We start from the raw sequence: 25,139 nt of genomic DNA, 5'->3' as shown, positions 1-25,139 counted from the left end.
AGATGCCATCGCAAGAAGCGCTGCGGCCTGACGCGCCGCCCCCCCAGCAGCCACCTCCGCCAGCCGCGCCACCTCGGCGCCGCGTGGGGCGCAGCTTGGTGCGCCTGGGCGCCTCGCTGCTGGGACTGCTGCTGGCCTTGCTGCTCGCGATTGCGGCATGCGGCTGGTGGTGGGCCGGGCGCAGCAGCTCGCTTGCGGACACGCTCGCGCTGGTCGCGCGGCTGTTGCCTGCCGAGCAGCGGCTCGAGAGCCGTGCGGTGCAAGGCACACTGCGCGAGGGCGGGCGCATAGGCTGGCTGCGCTGGAGCAGCCCCAAGTTCGCCGTCGAAGTGCAGGACTTGCGCTTTGGCCAGCCCCTGGGCTGGCGCTGGGCCGCGCTGCTGCAAGGGCAGGTCGAGCTCGGCAAGCTGCAGGCTGCGCTAGTCACGCTCACGCCTGCGGGTGCGCGCAGCACCGATGCCGGGCCGCCCACACCGCCCACCGCGCTCGCGCTGCCTGTGCCGCTGCAGCTGCACGTGAAGCTGCGCGTCGATCGCCTGCGCTGGACGGGCACACCCGCGCTCGAGCTGCAAAACGTGAAGCTCGGCTACCGCTACACGGGCAGCGGCTTCAGTCTCGGCGGCTGGCGCGAGGCGCAGCACCAGTTCACGCTGCGCGAACTCACGCTCGCGCGCGGCCAGTACCGCGGCCAGGCCACGCTGGGGGCGCAGGCGCCGTTCGCGCTCGCAGCGACGCTCGATGGTCTGGTGCACATCGCCGCGCCCAGCGATGCAGCGCAGACGCCGCCCGACGCACCCTACGCGGGCACCCAGGCGAAGGCGCACGCGAGCGTGCAAGGCCAGCTTGCCACGGCCGCTGCGAGTTTGGAGCTGAAAATGCTCTTAGCGCTTGATACGCCTGCGCAAGCAGCTATCGATTCAGAAGAAAAAACGCTGCCCGACGACAAGGGTAAGCGTGCGCTTGCCAAGCCCCAGGCCGCGTCCGCCGCAGATGCCATGCAGGCCGAGCTCAGCGCCACGCTCCAGCCGTGGGCGGCGCAGCCGCTGCCGCAGGCCCAGGCGCGGCTGCGCGGTGTCGATCTTGCGGCCCTGTGGCCAGGGGCGCCGACCACTTTGCTCGACGGTACGCTGCACGCGGGGCCATTGGCGCAGCCGGTGCGCAACCATGACAAAGCCCCATCCCCATCGCCAACAACGCCTGCGGCATCCGCTCCATCCGTGGCGGCAGCGGCTCCGCCCGTTGCACCCGTGGCGTCGGGCTGGGCCATCGTGGTGCAGCTCGGCAACCGTTTGCCCGGACCATGGGACGCGGGCCGCCTGCCGCCCACGGCGCTGCAAGGGCGCGTCGAGTACGACGGCCAGCGCTGGAGCGCGCCCGCGGCCAATCTGGCACTGGGTCCAGGCACGGCCACGCTGCAGGCGCACTACACGCCGGCCAGCGGAGCGTGGGACGGCCGGCTGGACTTGCACGGCGTGTCGCCCGGCGCCGTGCATACAGCCTTCGACGTGCAGGCGCTTTCGGGTTGGCTGACGGCACGGCGTGAAGAAGCCGGGGCCGTGCGCTTTGCGGCAGACCTGCGCGCGCAGCCCGTACCGGTTGGCAAGGGCGCAGCCGCCGCGAACGGCGTCCAGGCCGCAGCAAGCAACCCTGCGCGCGGCAGCCCGACCAAGCTCCCCAAGCCTTCCAAAGCCGCGCCAGCGCCCAAGGCCACGGCAAAAGCCACGCCCGTGGCCAAACTGCGCATAGACGCCTTGCAGACCGAGGGCGAATGGCAGCAGCAGGCCGACGGCAGCCCCAGCGTGCAATTGCGCACGCTGCAGCTCGTCGCGTTGCAAGCCCGCGTGCAGGCGCAGGCGCTGCGCATGGCCTTTGGCGCGTCGCCTGCGGCGCAGGGGCGCGTGCAGCTCGAAGTGCCCGGTGCCGCCGCCGATGCGGACGGCAGCCTGGGCGCGCGCCGCGGCGCCGGCACGCTGCAGCTGCAGGCGCAAGACCTGCGCGCCACGCAGCAGTGGCTCGCGCGTCTGGCCGCGCTCGGCGTGCCTGGGCTCGGATTCGCGCAGCAAGGCGAGCTGCAAGGTCAGGCGCAGCTGTCCGCGCGCTGGCAGGGCGGCTGGCAAAGCGCCTGGGACATGCTGCGGCGCCCGGCGCCCACGGCAGGGGCGTCATCAGCGCCGCGCGATAAAGCCCCAGCGCCTTTCACGCTGCAGGCCACGCTGGCCGTGCCGCAACTCAACGCCACCGGGCCCGGCGCCGCGCCCTGGCAGCTGCGCGGCGTGCGCGCCGAATTCGCGGGCTCTGCCGCACAGGCCACGCTGGCCCTCGATGGCGCGCTGCAGCGCGGCGGTCTGCAGTTTGCGCTGCAGACCCAGGTGGAGGGTGGCATCCAGCGCGCCGCACAGGCAGGCGCCGGCTTGCCCTGGCAGGCGCGTGTGCAAACCCTGCGCCTGCAAGCCGAAGATGCGCAACGCCCGGGCCCGTGGACGCTGGCGCTTAGCGCGCCGCTCGCACTCGACGGGCGCATTCCGATCGGCCAAGCCAGCGCCTCGGCAACCCCGGCCTGGACTGTGCAGGCCACGGCCGGGCAGGCTGCGTTGACGGGCCCCTTGCCTGGCACGGTGCAGCTGCGCTGGGAGCCGCTGCGCTGGGCGCGTGGCACGGGCACGGGCGTCGTCGACATGCGCCTGCAGACCCAAGGCAGCGTGCTCGGCCTGCCGCTCGCCTGGGTCGATGCCTTCGAGGCGCGTTCCGCCGACACGGCGCCGCTGCTCACGCGCCTCGGGCTCGGAGGTGACCTGGCCTTTGACGGCCAATGGAGCGTGGACACCACCGCGCGCGACGGCCTGCGCGCGCGCGTGGGCCTGCAGCGCGCGCGTGGCGATTTGCGCATCCGCCTCGAAGAGGGCATGAATGGCGCCGGCGGAGCGGGTGGCAAAGCTGCCAGCGGCGGCAAAGTCGGCAATGGCGGCGCAGGCAAGTCATCCACCGTCACCCAGGCCGGCGTGCGCGCGGCCGAGGTGGCGCTCGAAGCGCAGGGCGACGCCGTGCACGCGCGGCTGCTGTGGGACAGCGAGCGCGCGGGCCACGTCAACGCCACGGCCGACACGCGCATCGCCTGGATGCAGGGCGCGCCCGTCTGGCCCGCCGAGGCGCCCGTGGCCGGCACGCTGCAGGCGCGCCTGCCCGATCTCGGCGCCTGGTCTTTGCTCGCGCCGCCGGGCTGGCGCGTGCGTGGCACGGTCGAAGCGGACGCGCAGCTCGCGGGCAGCCGCGCCGCGCCGCGCTGGTCGGGCACGCTCGCGGCCGACGACGTGGCCGTGCGCTCCGTGCTCGACGGCATCGACCTGCAGCAAGGCCGTTTGCGCGCCACGCTGCGCGGCGACACGCTGGCCATCACCGAATGGCGCATCCAGGGCGGGCGCGGCAGCAATGCGCGCATCCCGGGCCAAAGCGGCAACCGCACGCCGCCGCCGCAGGACGGCGGCACGCTCGCCGGCACGGGCACGCTGCGCTGGGGCAACCCTGCCGACGGCGACGCGGGCATCGGCGTGCAATTGCAGGGCGAGGCGCGCGCGCTGCAGCTGCTGGTGCGCGCCGACCGGCAGGTCAGCGTCTCGGGCCCCGTGCAGGCGCAGCTGGAGGGCGGCCAGATCCGCCTGCGCGGCCAGCTCACGATAGACCGCGCCGCCATCCTGCTGCCCGAAGAAAGCGCGCCCCGCCTGGGCGACGACGTGGTCGTGCACTCGCGCGCCAAGGAGGAGGCCGCGCAAAAGAACGCGCAAACGGCCGCGCAGCCCGAGGCGCGCGCCACAGTGCAGGCCGCGCACCCGCCCGACATCGATGTGAGCCTGAACCTGGGACGCGACTTCGCGTTGCAGGGCATGGGCCTGACCACGCGCCTGCGCGGCACGCTCGACGTCCGCTCCAGCCCCGAGCCCGGCGGCGCGCCGCGCATCACGGGCGACATCGCCACCGTGCAGGGCCGCTACCGCGCCTGGGGCCAGACGCTGGACATAGAAACCGGGCATATCCACTTCAACGGCGCCTACGACAACCCCGCGCTCGACATTCTGGCGCTGCGCCCCAACATCAGCGTGCGCGCTGGCGTGCAGATCAGCGGCACGGCGCAGGCGCCGCGCGTGCGCCTGTATTCCGACCCCGAACTGCCCGAGGCCGAAAAGCTCTCGTGGGTGGTGCTGGGCCGCGACGCCGCGCAAAGCGGCACGCAGACCGCCATGCTGCAGCAGGCCGCGCTGAGCCTGCTCGGGCGCGGCGGCGGCAGCCCCGGCGCACAGATCGCGAGCCGCCTGGGCCTTGACGAGCTCGGCCTGGGCGGCGACAGCACAGACACCAGCGGCACGGCGCTGTCGCTGGGCAAACGCCTGTCCGACAAGATGTACGTGACCTACGAATACGGCCTCACGAACGCGCTCGGCGCGATCTACATCTTTCTGGACCTCACGCGCCACCTGACCCTGCGCGGCCAGACGGGCGAAAAGAGCGCGCTCGACATCATCTACACGCTGCGCCGGGATTGAGGCGCTTGTGCTGGGGCGACCTACAATGCACCCCCAGCCCGTTCTTGCCATCTCGCCATGGGCATGCTTTCGGGCACAGTCTTTGCCTCCTCATCTCGCCGTAGCACAAGGGATAGTGCCTCCGCCTCCTAAGCGGAAGATTCAGGTTCGAGTCCTGACGGTGAGGCCAAATCTGCGCGGCCACTTACACAAAAACCGTCATTCGCAATGGGGAAACCAGAGAAAAATGACGGTACATGCCCGCTTGGACTGAACTGTTGGCGGGCTGTCCATATAGGCATTGGGCGTGGCAAATACGCACTTTGCAAAGGGCTATGTCGTAGGATTTTTGGGTATCCCATGCCCGAAGCCTTGGGTCATGGGCGACCTTGCAATGCCCCCGCCAACGCGACGTATTCGTGCACTGGCACTTCCTCGGCGCGGCGCTGGGTGTCGAAATGGCCGGCGTAGGCGCGCTCCGTGAGCCAGCGCCCCAGCGTGTGGCGCAGCAGCTTGCGGCGCTGGCTGAAAGCCACCTGCACCAGTTCGCCAAGCAGCGCCGGCGGCACCTCGGGCGGCGCCGCAAGCGGCAGCATGCGCACCACGGCGCTGTCCACGCGCGGCGGCGGCGCGAAGCTCTCGGGCGGCACGTGCAGCACGTCTTCCATCGCGTAGCGCCACTGCAGCATCACCGACAGGCGCCCGTAGTCGGCGGTGGCGGGCTGCGCCACCATGCGTTGCACCACCTCTTTTTGCAGCATGAAGTGCTGGTCTGCGATCACGCCCACATGTTCGAGCAGGTGGAACAGGATGGGCGTGGAGATGTTGTAAGGCAGGTTGCCCACGACGCGCAGCTTGCGCGCCGGGGTGGGGGCGGGCGCGGCGGCGCTGGCACCGACGCCGGTCAGGCGCACGGCCAGCGCGCTGAAATCGACCTGGAGCACGTCGGCTTCGATGACCTCGAGCTGCGGGTGCTGGCGCAGGCGCGCGGCCAGGTCGCGGTCGAGCTCGATCACGGCCAAGTGGCCCAGGCGCTCCACCAGCGGCTGCGTGAGCGCCGCGAGGCCGGGGCCGATCTCGACCATGGCCTGCCCCGGCTGCGGTGCGATGGCGCGCACGATGGCGTCGATGATGGCGCTGTCGGCCAGGAAGTGCTGGCCGAAGCGCTTGCGCGCGCGGTGCTCCCGGTGCTGCGTCACAGCGGCGGGTCGCGGTATTCGATGTAGGCGCGGCCGCGCAGCTCCTGCAGCCAGGTGTTGTAGGCCTGCTCGGTCTTTTGCTCGCGCACGGTGTCGCGCGCCATGTCGCGCAGCTCGCGCTGGCTGGGCTTGACTTCGCGGCGCTCGAGCAGCTGGATCAAGTGCACGCCAAAGCGCGTGACCACGGGCGCGCTGATTTCGCCGGGCTGCAGGGCGTTCATGGCTTCTTCGAACTCGGGCACGAAGCGGCCGGGGTTGACCCAGCCCAGGTCGCCGCCTTGCTTGGCGCTGCCGTCTTGCGAATATTCGCGCGCGAGGTCGGCAAAGTCGGCCGTGCCCGCGAGCATGCGCCGGCGCAGCTCGGCCAGGCGCGCGGCGGCCGCGGTTTCGCTGAGCTGCGGGCCGGTGCGCAGCAGGATGTGGCGCGCGTGGCTTTGCGTGATGACCGCGGGAATGCCGGCGTTGCTGCGCTCCACGACCTTCAAGACGTGAAAGCCCGCACCCGAGCGCAGCGGGCCGGCGATCGCACCCACGGGCAGCGAGGCGACGGCGTTCGCGAACAGCTCGGGGTAGCGCTCGAGCGGGCGCAGCCCCATGGCGCTGCCAGCGATCCCCTGCGACGGGTCGGCGAGTTCGCGCGCCACGGCGGCAAAGTCTTCGCCCGCGCGCAGCTTGTCGGCCGCGGCCTGCGCGCGCGCCTGGCGCTGGGCGACTTCGGCGGGGGCGGCGTTTTCGGGCACGGGCACGAAGAAGTGCGCGAGGTTGACTTCGGCCTTGGCTGCAGCGGTTTCGGTGCGCTGTTGTTGCAGATATTGATCGACGTCGAGGTCGGTCACGCGCACGCGCGACTGCACTTCGCGGTCGCGCAGGCGCTGCAGGAGCAGCTGGTTGCGCAGTTCTTCGCGGAAGCTCTTGCGGCTGATGCCTTGTTCGGCCAGGCGGCGGTAGAACGCCTCGACGCCGAGCTGGTTTTGCCGCGCCACGTTTTGCTCGGCCTGGTCGATGGCGTAGTCGTCCACGCGGATGCCGGTGTCCTTGGCTTCCTGCAGCTGCGCTTTTTCGAGGATGAGCTGCTCGAGCACTTCACGTGCGAGCACCTCGCGCGGGGGTGCGGTGGCGCCTTGCTGGGCGATCTGCCGTTCGATGCGCGCCAGGCGCATGCGCACCTCGTTGTTGGTGATGGGCTCGGCGTTGACCAGCGCGACGATGTAGTCGGCCTGCTGCTGCGTCAGCCCGCTGCCCTCGGCCGGGCCGGGTAGCGCCGGCGTCTGCGCCGCGGGGCGTGCGAGCCCTCTGGCCGTGCCCAATGCGCCTGTTGCGCCCGATGTGCCTGTCGTGGGGCGCAGACCCTGCGCCGCGGCACTTTGCAGCGCACAGAAACCCAGGCACGCAAGGCCCAGGGCAAGAAGACGGTGGTTCATGGTGGCGGGTCAATCGTAGTTGCTGAAGCGGCTGGGCAGGGCGCGCGCCGCGGGGTCGTGCAGGGGCTGGTAGCGTGGCACGTTTTGCTTGAGCGCCGCGAGCGGGTCCTGCCCCAGGCTCAGGCGCGAGAAGCCAACGAATTCGATCTGGAACAGCAGGCGCGTGTTGGCGGTGATCAGGCTGCTTTGCAGCCGGTCGACGACCACGCGGCCCACCCAGCAACAGCCGTCGTATTCGAAGCCCACCACCATGTCCACGAGCTTTTTGTCGCGCATGCTGTAGTCCAGCCGCCCGACGGTGTACCAGCGCCCGCTGCCGGTGCGCGCGGCTTTGGCGTCTTTGCGCCCGCCGGCGTCGGACGCGCTGGAGCTCAAGGGCCATTGCCAGCCCAGGTCGATCTGCTCGCTGGTGCCGCGCTGCATGCGGTAGGCCGCACTGAGGGTGCGGTAATTGCCGGGCGTGTAGTTGGCGCTCACGGTGGAGCGCACCGAGCGGCGGGTGTGCGGGTTGTATTGCACGACGGAGTCGAAGCCCCATTGCGGCGTCCAGTTCGTGCCGGCGCCCAGCAGCACGTCGGAGACGCGGTCGGTGGCGGGCGCTTCGCCGGGCAGGGTGACGTTCTGGTCCTTGAAGCGCAGGCGCTGCGCGATGCCCAGGCGCAGCGAGTCGGCGCCGGTGTCGGGGTCGAGAAAGCGCGTGGTCACGCCCAGGGTCAGCAGGTTGTTGTCGGCGATGCGGTCGTTGCCGCCGTAGGCATTCTCGGTGTAGATGGTGGCGAAGTTGAAGTCGTTGGCTGCGGTGTCGTAGATGGGCAGCAGGTGCTGGTCGCGGTAGGGCGTGTAGGTGTAGAAGGCGCGCGGCTCGAGCGTCTGCACGAAACTGCGCCCTAGCAGCCGTGTGTCGCGCTCGAACACCAGGCCGCTGTCCAGGCTGAAGGTGGGCACGGTGCGGCTCGCGGACTTGCTGCCGTTGATGAGCGGGCTGTCGAATTGGTAGTTGGTGGCGTTGAGCTGCAGGCGCGGCGTGACGAAGCTGCCCGGCGTGCGGAAAGGGCGGCTGACTTGCGCCAGCATGTAGCTGCGGTCGGCGTTGGGCTGGTGGGTGAGGAAGCGGTCGGCCTCAAAGCGCGTGGCATCGATTTCGACGCTGCTCTCGAGGCCGTGGCGCAAGTCGCTGGGGGCATAGCGCCATTGCAACTGCGGCATGCGGTCGTAGGGGGGCACGATGGGCGCGTTGATGTCCTGCTGGGTCTGCCACTTGAGCGTGCGCACCTGCGCCGTCATGTCGCGTGCGGCCCAGGACAAGGCCATTTCGCTGGGCAGCAGGCGCTCCAGCATCACATTGGTGCCCAGCGACGAGGCGTGGCCGAAGTCGCGCCAGTAGTCGTTGTCGCTCACCCGGTTGAGGTTCAGGTGCAGGTTCAGATTGCCCACGCCAGCGGCGTCTATGCTGCCGTCGTGCTTGGCGCTGTACGTCCAGCGCTCGCGGTCGCGCAGGCTGTCCGAAGGCATGTATTGCGCCTTGAGCTCGCCGCGGTAGTTGCTCTCGAGGTAGCGGAAGTCGCCCCCCGCATTCACGCCGCGCCGCCCCATCACCGTGCCGGTGAAGGTGGCGTCGCGGTTGGGTGCGATGTTCCAGTAATAGGGCTGCGAATATTCGAAGCCGCTGCGGCTGTCGAGGCCGAAGGTGGGCGGCAGAAAGCCGGACTTGCGCTTGTCCGACAGCGGAAAGCTGATGTGCGGTATGGGCAGCACCGGCACGCCCTTGAACTCGAGCACGCCATCGTCGGCCACGCCCACGTCCTCCTCCTGGTCAAGGTGGATGGTCTTGGCGCGCAGGATCCAGTCGGGCGTCCAGCTCGCGCTGTCGTTCTTCTCGCAGGTGGTGTAGGTGGCGTCGTGCACCACGGAGCGGTCGGAATCGACGAAGTCCACGCGCGTGGCGTCGCCGTAGGCGCCGTTGGCCAGAAAGCGGTAGTGCGCGTCGGTAAAAAAGCCCTGAAACGCCTCCACGCGCAGGTCCAGCGCCGTGCCGTCGAAGATGTTGCCCGCACGGTTGATGTGCACCTGGCCGCGCGCCTTGGCCAAGTCTTCGGGCGCGAGGTATTCGAGGCGGTCGGCGCGGATCGTGGTGTCGCCGCGGCGCAGCTCGGCGTTGCCCTCGACCCGCACGTTCAAGTCCGTCTGGCCCGTGACGCGGTCGCCGCGCACGAACAGCGGCAACTGCGGGCGCACGTCGCGCGGGAGGGTTTCCTGCAGCTGTGCGCTCGGGTGCAGCTGCGGCCGGCCCCAGCCGTCCTGGGCCGTGGCATCACCGGTGGACGCAGACGTAGGCGTGGACGCCGCGGATGCGGGCGGCGTGGATGCGGGTTGCGCCGCGGCCCCCTGCGCAAACGCGCCCGGCGGCACGCCGCACCAGGCGAGCGCGAGCGCATAGACCAGGGGGCGCAACGTTGGACGCGAGAGCGGCCGTTGCGCGGCGGCGGACGCAGCGCGGGGAGTGGGTGGTATCTGCACGGTGGGGGTCTGGCAGCGGGGCACGGACAGGGGATACGGCGAGGAAACGCACACGTGGGAAATAGAATCCGATTATCCATGACCGATCCCAAGCTCTTGCCCTCGGCCCCTGGCGGCGCCACGAATTCCGGCCCCGCCGCCACACCCGTTGCCTCCCCCGCCGCTGCCCCCGCCGCTGCCCCCAGCGCCATCGCCTGGCCCAGCGCGGCGCGGCAGGCGGCCTTCGAAGCCTGGCTCGCGCCGCTTGCAGCCACGCACGGTTTGCGGCCCGAGAGCCTGCGCCCGGCCTCGGCGGATGCGAGCTTCAGACGCTATCTGCGCATAGACCGCGCCGCGAGCGGCAGCTGCATCGTCATGGACGCGCCGCCCGAGCTCGAGGACTGCCGCCCCTTCGTGCGCGTGCAGGCACTCATGGCGGCCGCGGGCCTGCGCGTGCCGCAGATCCTCGCCTGGGACGAGGCTGACGGCTTCATGCTGCTGAGCGACCTGGGCGCGCACACGCTCATCGAGGCGCTGGCCCCGGCTGCGCCTGCGGCCGCACAAGGCTGGTATCTGCAGGCCGTGGAAGTGCTGATCGAGTGGCAAAAAGCCTCGCGCCCCGGCGTGCTGCCAACCTATGACGAAGCGCTGTTGCGCCGCGAGCTTGCCCTGTTCCCCGACTGGTACGTGGCCCGGCACCGCGGCATCCAGCTCGACGAGGCACAGCAAAACACCCTTGCGCGCGCCTTCGACGCCATCGTCGCGCACAACCTGGCCGCGCCCAGCGTGTTCGTGCACCGCGACTTCATGCCGCGCAACCTGATGCTGCCCACGCGAGAAGGCGAGCCGCTGGGCGTGCTCGATTTTCAGGATGCGGTGTACGGCCCCATCACCTACGACATCGCGAGCCTGCTGCGCGACGCCTTCATCAGCTGGGACGAGGAATTCGTCATCGACATCACCGTGCGCTACTGGGAAAAGGCGCGCCGCGCGGGCCTGCTGGGCGCGGCCAGCGCCTCGGGCTGGGGCGCGGACTTTGGCGCGTTTTACCGCAGCGTGGAGTGGATGGGGCTGCAGCGCCACCTCAAGGTCGCGGGCATTTTTGCGCGCCTCACGCTGCGCGACGGCAAGCCCAAATACCTCGCCGACGCGCCGCGCTTCGTCGCCTACATCCGCGCCACCGCGAGCCGCTACCGCGAGCTTGCGCCGCTCTTGCGCCTGCTCGACCAGATCGAAGGGGTGCAGGAACAAAGCGGGTACGCCTTCGGCCGGGTTTCATGAGCCAAATCGGCCTCTAAAGCACATCCAGCAAGCGCTAGCAGCTATCATTGTAGAAGCCATGCCGCGTTTTTACTGCCCTCTCGCGCTGCAGCTTGGTAGCGAAATCGACCTGCCCGCAGGCGCCGCGCGCCACGTGCAGGTGCTGCGCCTGCAGCCGGGCGATGCCGTCACGCTGTTCCATGGCGGGCTCGAAGACGTGGGCGTGGACGCCGCGGCGGGCGCGGGCGAATTCGACGCCACCATCGTGCACATGGGCCGTGCCGCGGTGCGCGTGCGCGTGCAGCGCCAGCACGCCGTCGAACGCGAGGCCGCGCGCGCCGTGCACCTGGCCGCTGCCATCATGGCCAACGAGCGCATGGACTGGCTCATCGAAAAAGCCACCGAACTCGGCGCCGCAAGCCTCACGCCGCTGCTGGCCGAGCGCAGCGTGCTGCGCCTGGCGGGTGAGCGCGCCGACAAAAAACGCGCGCACTGGCAGGCCATCGCCGTGGCCGCCTGCGAACAATGCGGCCGCAACCGCGTGCCGCGCGTGCACCCCGTGCAGAGCCTGACCGACTGGCTGCGTGCGCAGGGCGCCGCTCAGGCGCGCGCGCCGTCCGCTGCAGCATTCGCCGGGCCATCGGACGCACCACCCAGCGCCGCAGCGCAGCGCCTGCTGCTGTCGCTGCAACCCCACAGCATCGCGCTGCGCGCCGCAGCCGCAAGCGGGACCGCGGAAGGCAAAGACGGCAAAGACGGCAAAGCGGCGCCCGTGCACCTGCTCTCGGGCCCCGAAGGCGGCCTGAGCAGCGCTGAAGAAGCGCTCGCGCTGCAGCAGGGCTGGACGGCCGTCACCCTGGGCCCCCGCACCCTGCGCGCCGAAACCGCCCCGCTCGCGGCGCTGGCGGTGCTGACGATTTGAATGGGGGCTGGAGCGAGGCTGCAAAAGCATTGGAATCCGACCCATTTCCATTTTTTGACCCCAATTTGCTTCCTCCCTGGCAGTAAGAGCGCCCCCACGGGTGAGCTACGCCGCAGAGCAAAACTTGGTTGCCGGGTGAATAGGACGATTTTTTGCGCGGGCGAGGCGCTGGGGGCTGCCGGCCTATCGCTGCTGCGGACCGGTACCCTGCCCTGGTGTAGTGTTTGATGCTTGATGCGACAAATAAAACCGATGGATTTTTGGTCTGGGCAAGGCGCAAACCGCAGCGATACCGGGTGGTATCGCGAGGATTTGCAACGCGGCCAGGGCCGAAAAGACGCGGTTTTATGTCGCAGATAGCGTCGAACACTACACTAGGCGCCGCGCCAGCGGGCTGAGCACATAGCCATACCGCGCAGGCAACTCGGCCTGGCGCAGCTCCAGCGGAGTCCAAAGGCCCAGCTCCACGGCCTGCGCCGCCTGCAGGATATCCAGGCTGTGCACGAGACCGAAGCTTGGGAGCCTGTCGGACCTTGGAATCGTCGGCTGCGAATGCGCCGCAGCGGCCCATTTTTTACCGTCTTCTTGCCCCATAGTCCCGCTATGGGGCAGCGAATCCGGCAAAAACTGGCCTCGCTGGGGCGTACTCTCGCTATCGACGCCCAAAGTCCGACAGGCTCCCATGTCACACGCCAAATACAAACGCCCCGCCTCGTCCAGCACACATTCCCGCACCACGGCGGCGCGGCCCGTGTGGGCGACCACGCTGAAGTCGTCCTCGACGCGCCACACCAGCGGCGCGCATTCGAGCTCGACGAACACGCGCTGCGGCCCGTTCTGAAAGAACCACTGTCCGGCTTCATCGGGCTCGTAGTTGCGGTGGATGAATTCGATCAGTTTCTCGTGCGTCAATAGCGCGCCGCGGCTTTGCGGAAACGGCCCCGCGGCCTGCGCAGCCTCGTCGCGCAGGTACCAGCGACCACGCGCGTCCAGCCCCAGCCAGCCGTAGCAGGCGGGCACGTTGGGCCACTTGGCCATGGCTTGTTTCACGATGTCGTCCATGCGGGGCATTGTGCCGCATGGGGCGTCGTCTGCGGGGGTGTGCGCATGGGGCAGAATGCGCGCAGTTTTCTCTGCCGGAGTTTCCAACCATGAAACGCTTTTTGCTCCTCATCGCCACGGCACTGCTGCTCACGGGCTGCGGCTACAACGACTTCCAGCGCCTTGACGAACAATCCAAGGCCGCCTGGAGCGAGGTGCTCAACCAGTACCAGCGCCGTGCCGACCTCGTGCCCAACATCGTCGCCACCGTGAAGGGCGAGGCGAATTTCGAACAGGAGACGCTCACGCGCGTGGTCGAGGCGCGTGCCAAGGCCACCTCGATCCAGGTGACGCCCGAGACGCTCAACGACCCCGAGGCCTTCGCCAAATTCCAGCAGGCGCAAAACGAGCTCTCGGGCGCGCTCTCGCGCCTGATGGCGGTGTCGGAGCGCTACCCTACGCTGCAGGCAAACCAGGCCTTTCGCGACCTGCGCGTGACGCTCGAAGGCACGGAAAACCGCATCGCCGTGGCGCGCAACCGCTACATCCAGACGGTGCAGGAATACAACGTGCTTGCGCGCAGCTTCCCGTCCAACCTCACGGCCATGGCCTTTGGCTACCAGCCCAAGCCGGTTTTCAGCGTGGCCAACGAGGCGCAGATCGCCATACCACCCAAGGTCGATTTTTCCGCCTCGAAACCTTGACGATTCATAGCGTTTTATGCCATTTGTCAAGGCGTGGCGTGTACTGGCAGCTACTTTTATAGTAGTTTTGTGTGCGCTCGCCGTGCCCGCGCGGGCGCAGCTGCCGGTGCAGGACTTGCGCCCCGTGCCCGCGCTCACCGCGCACGTGATCGACCAGACGGGCACGCTGAGCGCGTCCGACCGGCAGGCGCTCGAGCAGCAGCTTGCGGCGCTCGAAACCGCGCATGGTTCGCAGGTGGTGGTGCTGCTGGTGCCGAGCACGGCGCCCGAAGACATCGCGAGCTTTGCCAACCGCGTCGGCAACAGCTGGAAGATAGGCCGCCGCGGCGTGGGCGACGGCGTGCTCATCGTCGTGGCCAAGGATGACCGGCGCATGCGCATCGAGGTCGCCAAAGCGCTCGAAGGCGCCATCCCCGACATTGCCGCCGCGCGCATCATCGACACGGTCATGAAACCGCGTTTTCGCACGGGCGACTACGCGGGCGGCCTGCAGGCCGCGGTGCAGGAGATCGCGGCGCGCATCGCGGGCGAGCCCTTGCCCGCGCCCACGCCAAAGGGCGGGAAGGAGGGTGCGCAAGGCGGCGCGGGGCTGGACTGGAGCACCTTGCTCGTGCTGCTCTTTGTGCTGGTCAGTGTGGGCGGCGGCATATTGCGCGCGCTTTTCGGCACCTCGCTGGGCGCGCTGCTGACGGGCGCGGCCGCGGGTTTCGTGGCCTACTGGCTCTCGGCCAGCCTGCTGCTCACCGTGGTGGTCGCCGTGCTGGGGTTTATCTACACGCTCGCCCTGGCCGCCCGCGGCGGCGTCACGCTGGGGCCGCCGGGGGGCGGCTGGGGTGGCGGCTCCAGTGGGGGCTGGGGCGGCGGATCGGGCGGCGGCGGTTTCAGCTCTGGCGGCGGGGGCGACTTCGGCGGCGGCGGTGCTTCGGGAGATTGGTGAACATGCAGTCATTTTTCCGCGCCTGCAAGGCATTGCCCCGGCTGCTGCGCCATCGCTGGTATGAGGGGCAGGTGCGGCGCATCTTCCCCGAAAAGCTGTTGCAAGACCTGGCCGCGCGCGTGCAAGCGAGCGAGCGCCAGCACACGGGCCAGATCCGCATCGCGATCGAAGGCGGCCTGCCCTGGAGCTACCTGCGCCGCGCCGCACCGCCGCGCGAGCGCGCCGTGATGCTGTTCGGCAAGCTGCGCGTGTGGGACACCGCGCACAACAACGGCGTGCTGATCTACCTGCTGCTCGCAGAACGCGCGATCGATATCGTGGCCGACCGCGGGCTCGCGCAGCGGGTGCCGGCGCAGCAGTGGCAGGACATCGTCGCGCGCATGGCGGCAACCTTCCGTGCGGGCCAGCACGCGCAAGGACTCGCGCTGGCCATAGACGAAGTGCATGCGCTGCTGGTGCAGCACTTCCCCGCGCAGGGTGGCGAGGCGCGCACCAATGAGTTGCCCGACAGGCCCGTGATCATCTGAGGACAGACCATGAAACGCTCCTGAATAAGGAGCTGCTTGCCATTGTCTTATCTTCCCAAAGCGGCAAAAAGGCTTGAACCCAGATGGTTCATGAGGACGCGGGATGATCGTGCCCCGTCAAGGCGAGTGCCAAAGGCCAGCGGCAATCCACGGGGCCCTGGCACCAGCGCCTGCGCAGACCGCAAAGGACAGAACTGGATTGCCGCGCCCCTGCGGGGCGCGCAATGATGGTTTTTTGCAGCGGTCAGGCCGCTTCTGGATAGAACATGCGGCGCGCGGGCACCGGGGCCACGGAATGCGCGATCGCCCGGATGTGCTCGGGCGTGGTGCCGCAGCAGCCGCCCACGATGTTCACCAGGCCCTCGGCGGCAAACTCGTGCAACAGGCGGCTCGTGACCTCGGGCGTTTCGTCGAAGCCCGTGTCGCTCATGGGGTTGGGCAGGCCGGCATTTGGGTAGCAGCTGATGAAGGTGTCGGGCGCGGCGCGCGCCAGCTCCTGGATGTAGGGGCGCATGAGCGCCGCGCCGAGCGCGCAGTTCAGCCCTACGGCCAGCGGACGCGCGTGGCGCACGCTGTACCAGAACGCGGTCACGGTCTGGCCGCTCAAAATGCGCCCCGAGGCGTCGGTCACCGTGCCGCTCACGATGATGGGCAGGCATTCGCCGCTCGCCTCAAAAAACTCGTCGATCGCAAACAGCGCGGCCTTGGCGTTGAGCGTGTCGAAAATCGTCTCGACCAGCAACACGTCGGCGCCGCCCTCGACCAGCGCCTGCACCTGCGCGTAGTAGGCCGCGCGCAGCTGCTCGAAGTCCACATTGCGCGCCGCCGGGTCGTTCACGTCGGGGCTGATGCTGGCCGTCTTGGGCGTGGGGCCGAGCGCGCCCGCGACGAAGCGCGGGTGTTCTGGCGTGCTGAACTGGTCGCAGGCAGCGCGCGCAATCTGCGCCGAGCGCAGGTTCATTTCGTACGCGAGCTGCGCCATGCCGTAGTCCTCCTGCGCAATCGAGGTCGCGCCGAAGGTGTTGGTCTCGACCAGGTCCGCGCCCGCCGCGAGGTAGCGTGCGTGGATGTCGCGGATCACGTCGGGCCGGGTGAGGCTGAGCAGCTCGTTGTTGCCCTTGACCTCACGCGGAAAATCCACGAAGCGCGCGCCCACGCCGTCGGGGCCGTCATAGCCCGCGCCGCGGTACTGCGCTTCGCTCAGGCGAAAACGCTGGATCATGGTGCCCATGGCGCCATCGAGGATGGCGATGCGTTGGGCCAGAATGTCTGGAAGCTGCTGGGCGCGGGTGTAACGAGGTTGTGGCATGCGCCGATTGTAGAAACTGTTCGCCTGCCAATGTGCACGGCAGATGTGTGCGGCAATCTGCGATCATGACCACCTTGCCCCGCAAACTTCCCGCGCACCAGGCCGCCCGCTGCCCCATGTCCAAAACCCTGTTGGCCGTTTACCACTCCATGACCGGCGGCACGCGCCAGATGGTCGAGGCTGCCTGCCAGGGTGCGCGCGAAGCCGCGAACGTCCAGGTGCGGCTGCTGCACGCGGCCGCGGCGCAGGCGCAGGACCTTGTGCAGGCCGACGGATACCTCTTCGCCACACCCGAAAACCTTGCCGCGATGAGTGGCCAGCTCAAGGATTTTTTTGACCGCTGCTATTACCCGGCCTTGGACCGCATCATGGGGCGGCCCTACGCCCTGCTGGTGTGCGCGGGCAGCGACGGCAGCAACGCGGTGCGGCAGGTGCAGCGCATCGCCACGGGCTGGCGCCTGAGTGCCATCGCCGATCCGCTCATCGTCTGCACGCACGCGCAAACGCCCGAGGCGATCCTGGCACCCAAACAACTGCGCGCACCCGAGCTCGCGCGCTGCCGCGAACTGGGCGCCGCCCTGGCCTGCGGTCTGGAGTTAGGGATTTTTTGAGCTCACCGGCGGTGACACTAGGAGCCTGTCGGACTTTGGGCGTCGAAAGCGAAAATGCGCCCCAGAGAGACCAGTTTTTGCCGGATTCGCCGCCCCATAGCGGCACTATGGGGCAAGAAACCGGTGAAAAGTGGGCCGCTGCGGCGCATTTGCAGCCGACGATTCCAAAGTCCGACAGGCTCCTAGGGCGCGCCCAAGGCCCGGGTTCTCCCCTATGATGCCTGCCCTATGTGCCTGCTTTGCACCGCCCTCCGTCCCGCCCCGTCTGCCCCCTGGTCGGCGCGGCGCGCCTTCGTGCTTGCTTCGGCCGCAGCTGCGGCGGCCCCTGCGCTGGCGCAGGTCGACGTGGGGCCGCCTTCAGGCATGCGCGCGCTGGTGCCTGCAGAGGCGCTCGAATCCGCGGCCACCCAGCAATACAGCGAACTGCTCGCGCAGGCACGCGCCAAGCGTGCCCTCGCGCCGGACAACCATCCGCAGCTGCTGCGCCTGCGCGCGATCGCGCGGCGCCTGATTCCGTTCGCGCCGCAGTGGAACCCTCGCGCGGCGCAGTGGCGCTGGGAGGTCAACCTGATTGGCAGCAAGCAGATCAACGCTTTTTGCATGCCGGGCGGCAAGATCGCGTTTTTCACGGGCATCCTGGACCAGCTGCGGCTCACCGACGACGAAGCCGCCATGGTCATGGGCCACGAAATGGCGCACGCCCTGCGCGAGCACGCACGCGCGCAGTTCGCCAAGACCCGTGCCACCAGCATAGGTCTGTCGCTCGGGGCGCAACTGCTGGGTTTGGGCGAGCTAGGCAATACCGTGGCCGACCTGGGCACGAAGCTGCTTGCGCTCAAGTTCAGCCGTGCCGATGAATCCGAGGCCGACCTCGTCGGGCTGGAGCTGGGCGCGCGCGCCGGCTACGACCCGCACGCCGCCGTGACCCTGTGGCAGAAGATGAACCAGGCCGCCGCGGGCGCGGGCGGGTTGGAGTTTCTTTCCACGCACCCGAGCGGCCCCGAGCGCATCCAGACGCTGGAGCAGAACGTGCCGCGCGTCGAAGGCCTTTACCTCGGCGCGCGCTCCGGCACCCTTGCACCGGAGCGCTGAGGCGCGCTTTGCCCATCAGACCCGTTGGCCTTGCTCAACGCGCGCGGCGCGCCACCACTGCAGCCGAGAGTTCGGCGAGTGCGTGCAGCGAATCGTCCCAGCCCAGGCAGGCGTCGGTGATGCTCTTGCCGTACTCGAGCTTGGCGGCGTCGTCCTTGCCGGGCGTGAACTTTTGCGCGCCCGCGCACAAGTGGCTTTCGATCATCAGGCCAAACACTTGGTGCGAACCGCCCGCGATCTGTGCAGCCACGTCGCGCGCGACGTCGAGCTGGCGCTCGTGCTGCTTGCTGCTGTTGGCATGGCTGCAATCGACCATCAGGCTGGGGTTGAGCTTGGTCGCCTCGAGCTCCTTGCACGCTGCGGCGACGCTGGCCGCGTCGTAATTCGGCGTCTTGCCGCCGCGCAGGATGACGTGGCAGTCTTTGTTGCCCGTGGTGGTGATGATGGCGACCTGGCCGTTCTTGTGTACCGACAAAAAGTGGTGCGGGCGGCCTGCGGACTGGATGGCGTCGGTGGCGATGCGGATGTTGCCGTCGGTGCCATTCTTGAAGCCTATCGGCGCCGACAGGCCCGAAGCGAGTTCGCGGTGCACCTGGCTTTCGGTGGTGCGCGCGCCGATCGCGCCCCAGGAGATCAGGTCACCGATGTATTGCGGCGAGATCACGTCGAGGAACTCGCTGCCCGCGGGCATGCCCAGGCGGTTGATTTCGATGAGCAGCTGGCGCGCAATGCGCAGGCCCTCGTCGATGCGGTAGCTCTCGTCGAGGTAGGGGTCGTTGATCAGGCCCTTCCAACCCACGGTGGTGCGCGGCTTTTCGAAATACACGCGCATCACGATCTCCAGCGTGTCGGCATATTGCGTGCGCGCCGCCACGAGGCGCCGCGCGTAATCGATCGCCGCAGCCGGATCGTGGATCGAGCACGGACCGATGATGACCAGCAAGCGGTCGTCCTTGCCGTGCATGATGCGGTGGATGGTCTTGCGCGTGTGGCTCACCAACTTCTCCACGGCCGTGCCGCGGATCGGAAAGAAGCGGATCAAATGTTCGGGTGGAGGCAGCACGGTGATGTCCTCTATGCGTTCGTCGTCGGTCAGGCTGGTCTTTTCAGCGCCGCGGTACCAGGCATCGCCGGTGGAAGTGGCATGGGCTTGGGCAGTCATCGTGTCGGTCCTTAAAAAAGAGGGTGCGTAAGAAAAACCTGGGGCGAAAAAAAACCGCCAGCGAGTGCCGGCGGTTTAGGGGAATTCGGTACGTTGTTTGCGGGTACGTTCAGAACTCTCTTCCGCCAGCGGCGCATGAGAACCAAAAGTAGCCAAAAAAATAGCAACGGGCCGAAACCATGGCTCCAATATAGCACAGTGCCCGCGCGGGATCAGGGCCAGCCAAGCACAAAAAAGCCCACCTCGGCGAGGCAGGCGTTTGCAAGAGCGCAAGACAGCCGTCAGCCCGCATCCACCCAATAGCGCACGTTGAATGGGCTGCTCATGCGCAATGCGAGCGGGGAAACATCGACGAGCCTGTCGGCGGGCGGCTGCTCCGCCACTTGCGCATCGAGCACGATATCCTGTGCCCCTGTAGCCGTGCTTGCCCGTTCTGCTTGGCCAATGGATGCAGAACGGGCTACAGAAAAGAATAGAAGCAGCGGAACGGAATTTTGCGGTCTGCCCAGTATTCGGCGGCGTCGCGGAAGATGTCGAGCAGTTGCTCGCGTGCTTCCTTGTCGAATTTGGGCGTGGCCGGAATCTGCTCGAGCACCACGACGAAGCCGGGCTGCGGACCCGACTTGTGCAAGGGGTCGGTCATGCTGTCGTACAAGGCGTCAAAATTTTTCCCGACATGGGCCGGGAAAGTGAATTGACTGGCGATCAGGTCCAGTATGTCTTGCTTGGTCTGCGCATGCGCGAGGTTGGCATACAGAAAGTGATGCCCCAGAGTCTTGGCAGCTTCCTGCAAATCGGCCACACGGAACGCGCGTATGGACTGGACGATATTGGCGCGCACATTGCGCAAGGGTATTTCCTGGTCTTTTTGAAGTGGCGACTGCATTTGCGCTACTCTTTCTTGCTGAAATTCACGAACTACGGGCATAAAACGAAACAGAATGCGGCATTAACTTCATGCTGAAAACACTGGCAATCTTCACCTTTGCACCGCCCCCAGCCTAGAACGCTGCTATTCAACGATGATGCGAAAACTCGTGTAGTGATCGCTGGTGTAATAGCAGACGTCCGGAACCCGCGGCTTGCCGCCGCATACGATACGGCGCGTGCCTCTGTCGGGGGCGCCAGGGGTGGTAACGGTATACTCACGGTAATATCCGCGCCTGTGCAGAGGCAGCAGCCGCTCGCGATTGCCGAAGACAGTGCCATCCTTTTCATGCGGAAACGGGCCGCCGGCGAAAATCAGGGTGTAGGCCGTGCGCGCTTCAGGGGGCAATGCGGCCAGCCTTACTGCAGCAAGGCCTTGCCCCGCCGCCCCGCCCCGCCCCAGTGCTGCCCACGGTATCAGCAAGAGCGCCAGAGCCAAGAGCCATGCGAATCCTGCTTTCTGCGGCCCTAAAACCAGCGCCTTGCGCATCAACGACACCTTTCGAAAACCACGACCTCACCCGAAATCGAAGCGCGCAAGTGTGACGCAAGTGCGCGTGAAAAGCAAGCAAAACCCCTGGGTGCGCTGCCTGTATGGTTCAGGGCTCTGGCAAAAATGCCATCGTTCGGCTATGGCACCGGGTCTTGTGTGGGAAGCCGCGCAGACACGAGGCGCGAGGAACGCAACTGCCGCCTTTTTGGGTGTGCAACAGCCTTAGAAGCGCGTGAGAGAAGTGCAAAAATGCGAAATCCCTGCTGAGCAGGGATTTCGGATATTTGGTGGTGGTGTAGTTCCCCGGTAGAGGAAACTTCCCTGCCATACGGGCATTGCCACCGTGGGCGTGACTCTACACTGGTCGCGCATCCGAGGAAAAACGGGCCGCCCCCGCGCATTTGCTCGCTGCCACAGGCCATGAACGGTCGGCGGTTCGATCCCAAACACGGAATCGAACAGGCCAGTCACTTCAATCCATACCACACGCCACGCCCGCTGCCGTGCTGCTCCAGATGGTTGCGTTCGGTCAGGTCGCGGAAGTGTTGCTTCAGGGTGTTGCGGCTGGCTCCTGTCAGCTTGATGGCATCCATCATCGTGACGCGCCCGTGCTCCCGGGCGAACTCCACGATTTGTAGTGACAGCTCGGGCAGCGCGGCCAGCACGATCTTTTCGCGCTCGACCTTCTTCTCCAGACGTCGCACCTGCTCGGCCAGCGAGCGTAGAAAGAACAGCAACCACGGCTGCCAGTTCGGCTCGTCGCTGCGGATCGTGCCCTGCGTTTGCCGCAACGCGAGGTAGTAGCCTTCCTTGCTGGCCTCGATCACACTTTCCAGCGAGCTGTACGGAACGTAGGCGTAGCCCGCCTGTAGCAGCAACAGGGTCGTCAGCACGCGGCTCAAACGCCCGTTGCCCTCCTGGAACGGGTGGATTTCGAGGAACACGACCACGAAGATGCCGATGATGAGCAAGGGATGCAGCACGGCTTTTTCGCGCTCATCGCTGACCCATGCCAGCAGCTCAGTCATCAAGCGCGGCGTGTCGAACGGTGTGGCCGTCTCAAAGACGATGCCGATCTGAGCGCCATTCTCATCAAAGGCCGCGACGCTGTTCGAGTTGGTCTTGTAGCCACCCCTATGCCACTCGTCCTTCTGGCTGTACTGCAGCAGGATCTGATGCAGCTGCTTGACGTGGTTCTCGGTGAAGGGGATGTCCTCCCATGCCCGGAAGATCAAATCCATCAGCTCGGCGTACCCGGCAACCTCCTGCTCATCCCGTGAGTCGAACTTCTTGATGGCGAGGTTGGACAGCAGCCGTTCGACCTCCCGGTCGGAGAGCTTGCTGCCTTCAATGCGAGTGGATGAGCCGATGCTCTCGATGGTGGCCACACGCCGTAACGCCGACAGGCGGTCGGGCGCAAGCGTGCCCAAGGCGCGCCACGCACCTTTGAATTCGTCGATCCGGGCGACCAGGCCCAAGACCTCCGGGGTGATCTGGAGGGTGTCGGTTCGGAACATGAACCAATAATACACCCGTTTACACCCATTTCAACAAGCGGCAGAATTGTGTGCAAATGGGCGTAGAAATGGAGGGGCGCCCTCGGGGATGGGCCTGCGACTATCACCGCCACGAGCTCCATGCAGGTTTTGCATGGAGACCACGAAGATGCCCCGAAATTGCGCGCACTCCGTCGGGACACGGAACCGAACCCGCGTCCGTAATCTGAGCGAGGTAGCAACGCCTTGGTCTTGAGGTCGTGGATTCGACGATTTGGCCAACATGGCCACCCTTCGTCCCTCCCTTCAACGAAATCATCCACTCTTTGCCCTTCGCAAGATATGCCTCGGTTACGACACCTGATCGCCGTCCACAGCCTTCTCTGCGGGACATCGACCATGCTCGTATTGCCAGAGAGATCGCAGCAACTCGTTCCGGGATGCATGGCTACGAGCCAATGTTGCCAATTCGGATGAATTTGGCAACTTCCGGATGCCACAAATAGACAAGATATTGCACGCGGAACGTGCGGTCCGTGGTGGTGGCAAAGTGACCTTTGAGGCGCCGATTGCTGAGCTCCCGGTTGGAGCGATGTTCGCCGTTGATGGATCTGCCTATCTGCTATCTCCCCGAGGAATTCTGCCTTGGTCTTTCGATGGCTATGGCACCCCACAAACAATGAACAGCGAAACAGTCGTGCAGGTACTTACGCCACGATCTATCGTTCGGTCTTTCAGTGCTGGCTTTGTTCCTTTAATGCATACATCGGCTGCGCTATGAAACCACTGGCAATTCATCCCACCGTGTCGTGTAACGTGGCGACCGATTGCCGGCACGCATGGCCCAACGCTGAGCCACGCCGCTCGCGCCAGAACGCAAGGTTCCCCGGCCGAACTCACGATTGACGGCATCCATGGCAGCCATCAGTCGGGCTGACTTCTCCGTTGCCGCCAGATCATCGAAAAGGGTGGCTTGCCGAGCATCCTTGTCCGACAGCAAGGTCAGCATTACTCCGGCCTTCTTGTAGCGGAACCCGGGACGGAAGATCGCCAAGAGCCCCTTCAACGCCGCAGTGGTCAGCACGAGTGTGTCATCCGTGCCATCGATCAACGGTACGGTGATGCCCGCGTTGTACTGTGGCTCATCCTCCTTGAAACGATTGGTCAGCACAAAGATGTAGACGGCGCCAGCCACGGATTTTTGGTGGCGCAGTTTTTCGGCTGCATTGCCCAGGTAACTTGCGACGGCCTCGCGCAGTTCTTCGATCGTTTCGACCGGCTCGCCAAAGCTGCGCGACGACATGATCTGCTGCTTCGGCGGCATGACATCCTCTAGATCCAGGCAGGAAATTCCACGCAACTCGTTGCAGGTGCGCTCCATGACCACCCCAAAATGCGTGCGCATTTCCTTGGGCGATGCGTTGCGCAGATCGAGCACGGTATCAATGCCCATCGCACTCAGGCGTTTTTTTATGCGCGGCCCGACACCCCAGACCTCGCCAACATCGACACCCCACATCCACTCCAGGCGTTCCGGCCGCGACATCGCATGGAGGTCGCACACGCCCTTGAACACGTCATTCTTCTTGGCCAGGTGGTTCGCAAACTTCGCCAGCGTCTTCGTCGGACCAACGCCAACGCAGACGGGTAGCCCCGTCCATTGCTTGATGCGGTTGCGCATCTGGTGCCCCATGGGGATGGCTCCACCATGGAGGTGCGCCACCGTCTCGATACGCAGGAAGGACTCGTCGATGCTGTACACCTCAAGGTCGGGAGAGAAGTCGCGCAGGATGGTGGTCACCCGGTTACTCATGTCGCCATACAGCGTGTAGTTCGATGAATAGGCGAGAATCCCGTGTTGGCGGGCCAAGTCCTTCATCTTGAACCAGGGAGTGCCCATTTTCACGCCAAGTGCCTTAACCTCATTACTGCGAGCCACGGCACAGCCGTCGTTGTTCGAGAGGACAACAAGGGGGGTGTTCTCGAGGCAGGGCTTGAAGACGCGCTCGCAGGAGACGTAGAAGTTGTTGACGTCCACCAACGCGAATTGCGGCGCGGCCGCCATGATCAACCCCGGAATGGATAACGCCGGACTACACCGACCACGACACCCCAGACCATCAGTTCGATGCCTTCGGTGAAAACGATCGGGCTGTATGCAGGGTTTTCAGGGCGAAGTTCAACCCGGCCCTGATGCCGGTAGAGGCGCTTGATCGTGTATTCACCATCGACCACGGCAACCACAATATCGTCGTGCTTCGGGGTCATCGCCCGGTCCACGACCACTTTGTCGCCCTCTTCGATACTGGCTCCGATCATGGAATCCCCCTTGACGGTGAACATGAACGTCGCCGGCTTGTTGCGAACGAGGTAGTCGTTGAGATCGAGCCCCTCCTCGGCGTAGTCTGCCGCTGGGGAAGGAAATCCTGCACTGATTCTGTGCAGGAGCAGCCGGATTTCGAACGCGACCGGCTCCTGAGGCACATCCAAGGGGATCTGACTCAGGGTCGGTGTTTGACGGCGTCGGAATAGGACTGGCTGCATGATTTTACTGTTTTTCCATACAGTATAAGGTCGACACCTTTGACGCCACAAGTTGAGGCCCATGCATTCGTGCCTCTGGCATCGTTTACGTAAAAAGACAAAGATGCTTCAATGCTCGGCCATGTCGAAAACGCCTGCACCCACTCCACAGCTGAATCGCTTACGCGCTGCGGCAGCCCTCATCCCCATCATCCAGTCCGGGTTGGCCAACGCCAAGCTTTCGCACGAACGCGCCGCCCAGATGACCCAGTTTGTCGAATGGACCACCAATTGCACCCCCGAGGACGCTACTGAGCAGGCCTTGGTCGAAGAGGTCGCCATGGGGTTGCACAACTTGAAGTCGACGCTGGAGTCCTGATCAAAGCGGCAGCAGTTTTCTGAACTTCAGAAAATAAATCTGAATTTCATTGAAAACCGGATGCCATTCGGGCATGGACCGATCCTCCCCGCGAGGCTAGAATTCCAACAGGTGCCCACCTTACTT

The 25,139-nt window shown here is 66.5% G+C and carries 21 protein-coding genes and 1 tRNA gene; 11 read left to right on the top strand and 11 right to left on the bottom strand.

What is annotated here, in order from left to right; genetic code table 11:
* The first annotated feature begins 2 nt into the window (after window positions 1-2).
* Both PYV55_RS03695 and PYV55_RS03690 read left to right on the top strand, forming a co-directional pair.
* A complete protein-coding gene (locus PYV55_RS03695) occupies window positions 3-4,535 on the top strand; it encodes a translocation/assembly module TamB domain-containing protein (protein WP_275849354.1) in 4,533 nt (1,510 codons plus the stop codon).
* A gap of 94 nt (window positions 4,536-4,629) precedes the next feature.
* Window positions 4,630-4,704 (top strand) — tRNA-Arg (locus PYV55_RS03690).
* A 187-nt stretch (window positions 4,705-4,891) separates the two neighbouring features.
* Here PYV55_RS03690 and rsmA read toward each other — a convergent pair.
* Genes rsmA through PYV55_RS03675 form a run of 3 tightly spaced genes read right to left on the bottom strand, consistent with a single transcriptional unit; the run spans window position 4,892 to window position 9,651 of the window.
* Window positions 4,892-5,713: a 16S rRNA (adenine(1518)-N(6)/adenine(1519)-N(6))-dimethyltransferase RsmA gene (rsmA, locus tag PYV55_RS03685; RefSeq protein ID WP_275849353.1), complete on the bottom strand. Its 822-nt coding sequence runs from the start codon at window positions 5,711-5,713 to the stop codon at window positions 4,892-4,894.
* Window positions 5,710-7,134, bottom strand: coding sequence for a peptidylprolyl isomerase (locus tag PYV55_RS03680; RefSeq protein WP_275849352.1), 1,425 nt, complete (start codon window positions 7,132-7,134; stop codon window positions 5,710-5,712). Before PYV55_RS03680 ends, rsmA begins: the two co-directional genes overlap by 4 nt.
* Window positions 7,135-7,143: 9 nt before the next feature.
* Window positions 7,144-9,651, bottom strand: a complete 2,508-nt coding sequence (locus PYV55_RS03675; RefSeq protein WP_407066761.1) for an LPS-assembly protein LptD — start codon at window positions 9,649-9,651, stop codon at window positions 7,144-7,146.
* Window positions 9,652-9,729: 78 nt separating this feature from the next.
* Here PYV55_RS03675 and PYV55_RS03670 point away from each other — a divergent pair, with 78 nt between their 5' ends.
* A complete protein-coding gene (locus PYV55_RS03670; protein ID WP_275849351.1) occupies window positions 9,730-10,911 on the top strand; it encodes an aminoglycoside phosphotransferase family protein in 1,182 nt (393 codons plus the stop codon).
* Window positions 10,912-10,969: 58 nt separating this feature from the next.
* Entirely contained in the window at window positions 10,970-11,812 is an 843-nt protein-coding gene (locus tag PYV55_RS03665; protein WP_275849350.1) for a 16S rRNA (uracil(1498)-N(3))-methyltransferase, read from the top strand.
* A 369-nt stretch (window positions 11,813-12,181) separates the two neighbouring features.
* Here PYV55_RS03665 and PYV55_RS03660 read toward each other — a convergent pair whose 3' ends face one another.
* Window positions 12,182-12,874, bottom strand: coding sequence for a DUF2946 family protein (locus PYV55_RS03660; RefSeq protein WP_275849349.1), 693 nt, complete (start codon window positions 12,872-12,874; stop codon window positions 12,182-12,184).
* 89 nt (window positions 12,875-12,963) lie between these two features.
* On the opposite strand from PYV55_RS03660, the gene PYV55_RS03655 reads away from it, so the two are divergent.
* From PYV55_RS03655 to PYV55_RS03645, 3 genes are read left to right on the top strand one after another with little or no spacing between them, the layout of a single operon-like run.
* Entirely contained in the window at window positions 12,964-13,557 is a 594-nt protein-coding gene (locus PYV55_RS03655) for a LemA family protein (RefSeq protein ID WP_275849348.1), read from the top strand.
* Between the two features lie 16 nt (window positions 13,558-13,573).
* Window positions 13,574-14,494: a TPM domain-containing protein gene (locus PYV55_RS03650; RefSeq protein WP_275849347.1), complete on the top strand. Its 921-nt coding sequence runs from the start codon at window positions 13,574-13,576 to the stop codon at window positions 14,492-14,494.
* Between the two features lie 2 nt (window positions 14,495-14,496).
* Window positions 14,497-15,021 (top strand): TPM domain-containing protein, encoded by a 525-nt coding sequence (locus PYV55_RS03645; protein WP_275849346.1) that lies wholly within the window; start codon window positions 14,497-14,499, stop codon window positions 15,019-15,021.
* Window positions 15,022-15,265: 244 nt separating this feature from the next.
* Here PYV55_RS03645 and PYV55_RS03640 read toward each other — a convergent pair whose 3' ends face one another.
* Window positions 15,266-16,330: a homocysteine S-methyltransferase family protein gene (locus PYV55_RS03640; protein ID WP_275849345.1), complete on the bottom strand. Its 1,065-nt coding sequence runs from the start codon at window positions 16,328-16,330 to the stop codon at window positions 15,266-15,268.
* 116 nt (window positions 16,331-16,446) lie between these two features.
* Between PYV55_RS03640 and PYV55_RS03635 the strand changes: the two genes are divergently transcribed.
* Genes PYV55_RS03635 through PYV55_RS03625 form a run of 3 tightly spaced genes read left to right on the top strand, consistent with a single transcriptional unit; the run spans window position 16,447 to window position 18,033 of the window.
* On the top strand, window positions 16,447-16,941 hold the full coding sequence (locus PYV55_RS03635; RefSeq protein WP_275849344.1) for a flavodoxin family protein: 495 nt from the start codon (window positions 16,447-16,449) through the stop codon (window positions 16,939-16,941).
* Between the two features lie 35 nt (window positions 16,942-16,976).
* Window positions 16,977-17,159, top strand: a complete 183-nt coding sequence (locus tag PYV55_RS03630) for a hypothetical protein (protein ID WP_275849343.1) — start codon at window positions 16,977-16,979, stop codon at window positions 17,157-17,159.
* Window positions 17,160-17,169: 10 nt separating this feature from the next.
* Window positions 17,170-18,033 carry a M48 family metallopeptidase gene (locus PYV55_RS03625; protein ID WP_275849342.1) on the top strand — a complete coding sequence of 288 codons (864 nt, stop codon included), beginning with the start codon at window positions 17,170-17,172 and terminating at the stop codon, window positions 18,031-18,033.
* A gap of 34 nt (window positions 18,034-18,067) precedes the next feature.
* Here PYV55_RS03625 and PYV55_RS03620 read toward each other — a convergent pair whose 3' ends face one another.
* From PYV55_RS03620 to PYV55_RS03595, 6 genes are all read right to left on the bottom strand, one after another.
* On the bottom strand, window positions 18,068-19,195 hold the full coding sequence (locus tag PYV55_RS03620; RefSeq protein WP_275849341.1) for a 3-deoxy-7-phosphoheptulonate synthase: 1,128 nt from the start codon (window positions 19,193-19,195) through the stop codon (window positions 18,068-18,070).
* A gap of 460 nt (window positions 19,196-19,655) precedes the next feature.
* Window positions 19,656-20,081 carry a barstar family protein gene (locus PYV55_RS03615; protein ID WP_275849340.1) on the bottom strand — a complete coding sequence of 142 codons (426 nt, stop codon included), beginning with the start codon at window positions 20,079-20,081 and terminating at the stop codon, window positions 19,656-19,658.
* Between the two features lie 126 nt (window positions 20,082-20,207).
* Window positions 20,208-20,612 (bottom strand): ribonuclease domain-containing protein, encoded by a 405-nt coding sequence (locus PYV55_RS03610; protein WP_275849339.1) that lies wholly within the window; start codon window positions 20,610-20,612, stop codon window positions 20,208-20,210.
* Between the two features lie 470 nt (window positions 20,613-21,082).
* Window positions 21,083-22,132, bottom strand: a complete 1,050-nt coding sequence (locus PYV55_RS03605) for a Fic family protein (protein ID WP_275849338.1) — start codon at window positions 22,130-22,132, stop codon at window positions 21,083-21,085.
* A gap of 754 nt (window positions 22,133-22,886) precedes the next feature.
* Entirely contained in the window at window positions 22,887-24,176 is a 1,290-nt protein-coding gene (locus PYV55_RS03600) for a Y-family DNA polymerase (RefSeq protein ID WP_275849337.1), read from the bottom strand.
* A 2-nt stretch (window positions 24,177-24,178) separates the two neighbouring features.
* Window positions 24,179-24,595, bottom strand: a complete 417-nt coding sequence (locus PYV55_RS03595) for a LexA family protein (protein ID WP_275849418.1) — start codon at window positions 24,593-24,595, stop codon at window positions 24,179-24,181.
* A 181-nt stretch (window positions 24,596-24,776) separates the two neighbouring features.
* On the opposite strand from PYV55_RS03595, the gene PYV55_RS03590 reads away from it, so the two are divergent.
* Window positions 24,777-25,013, top strand: a complete 237-nt coding sequence (locus tag PYV55_RS03590) for a hypothetical protein (protein WP_275849336.1) — start codon at window positions 24,777-24,779, stop codon at window positions 25,011-25,013.
* Window positions 25,014-25,139: the final 126 nt, after the last annotated feature.

The organism is Extensimonas soli, from assembly GCF_029211265.1.
GTDB classification, from domain to species: Bacteria; Pseudomonadota; Gammaproteobacteria; order Burkholderiales; family Burkholderiaceae_C; genus Extensimonas; species Extensimonas soli.
This window is presented reverse-complemented; position numbering and strand designations above follow the sequence as displayed.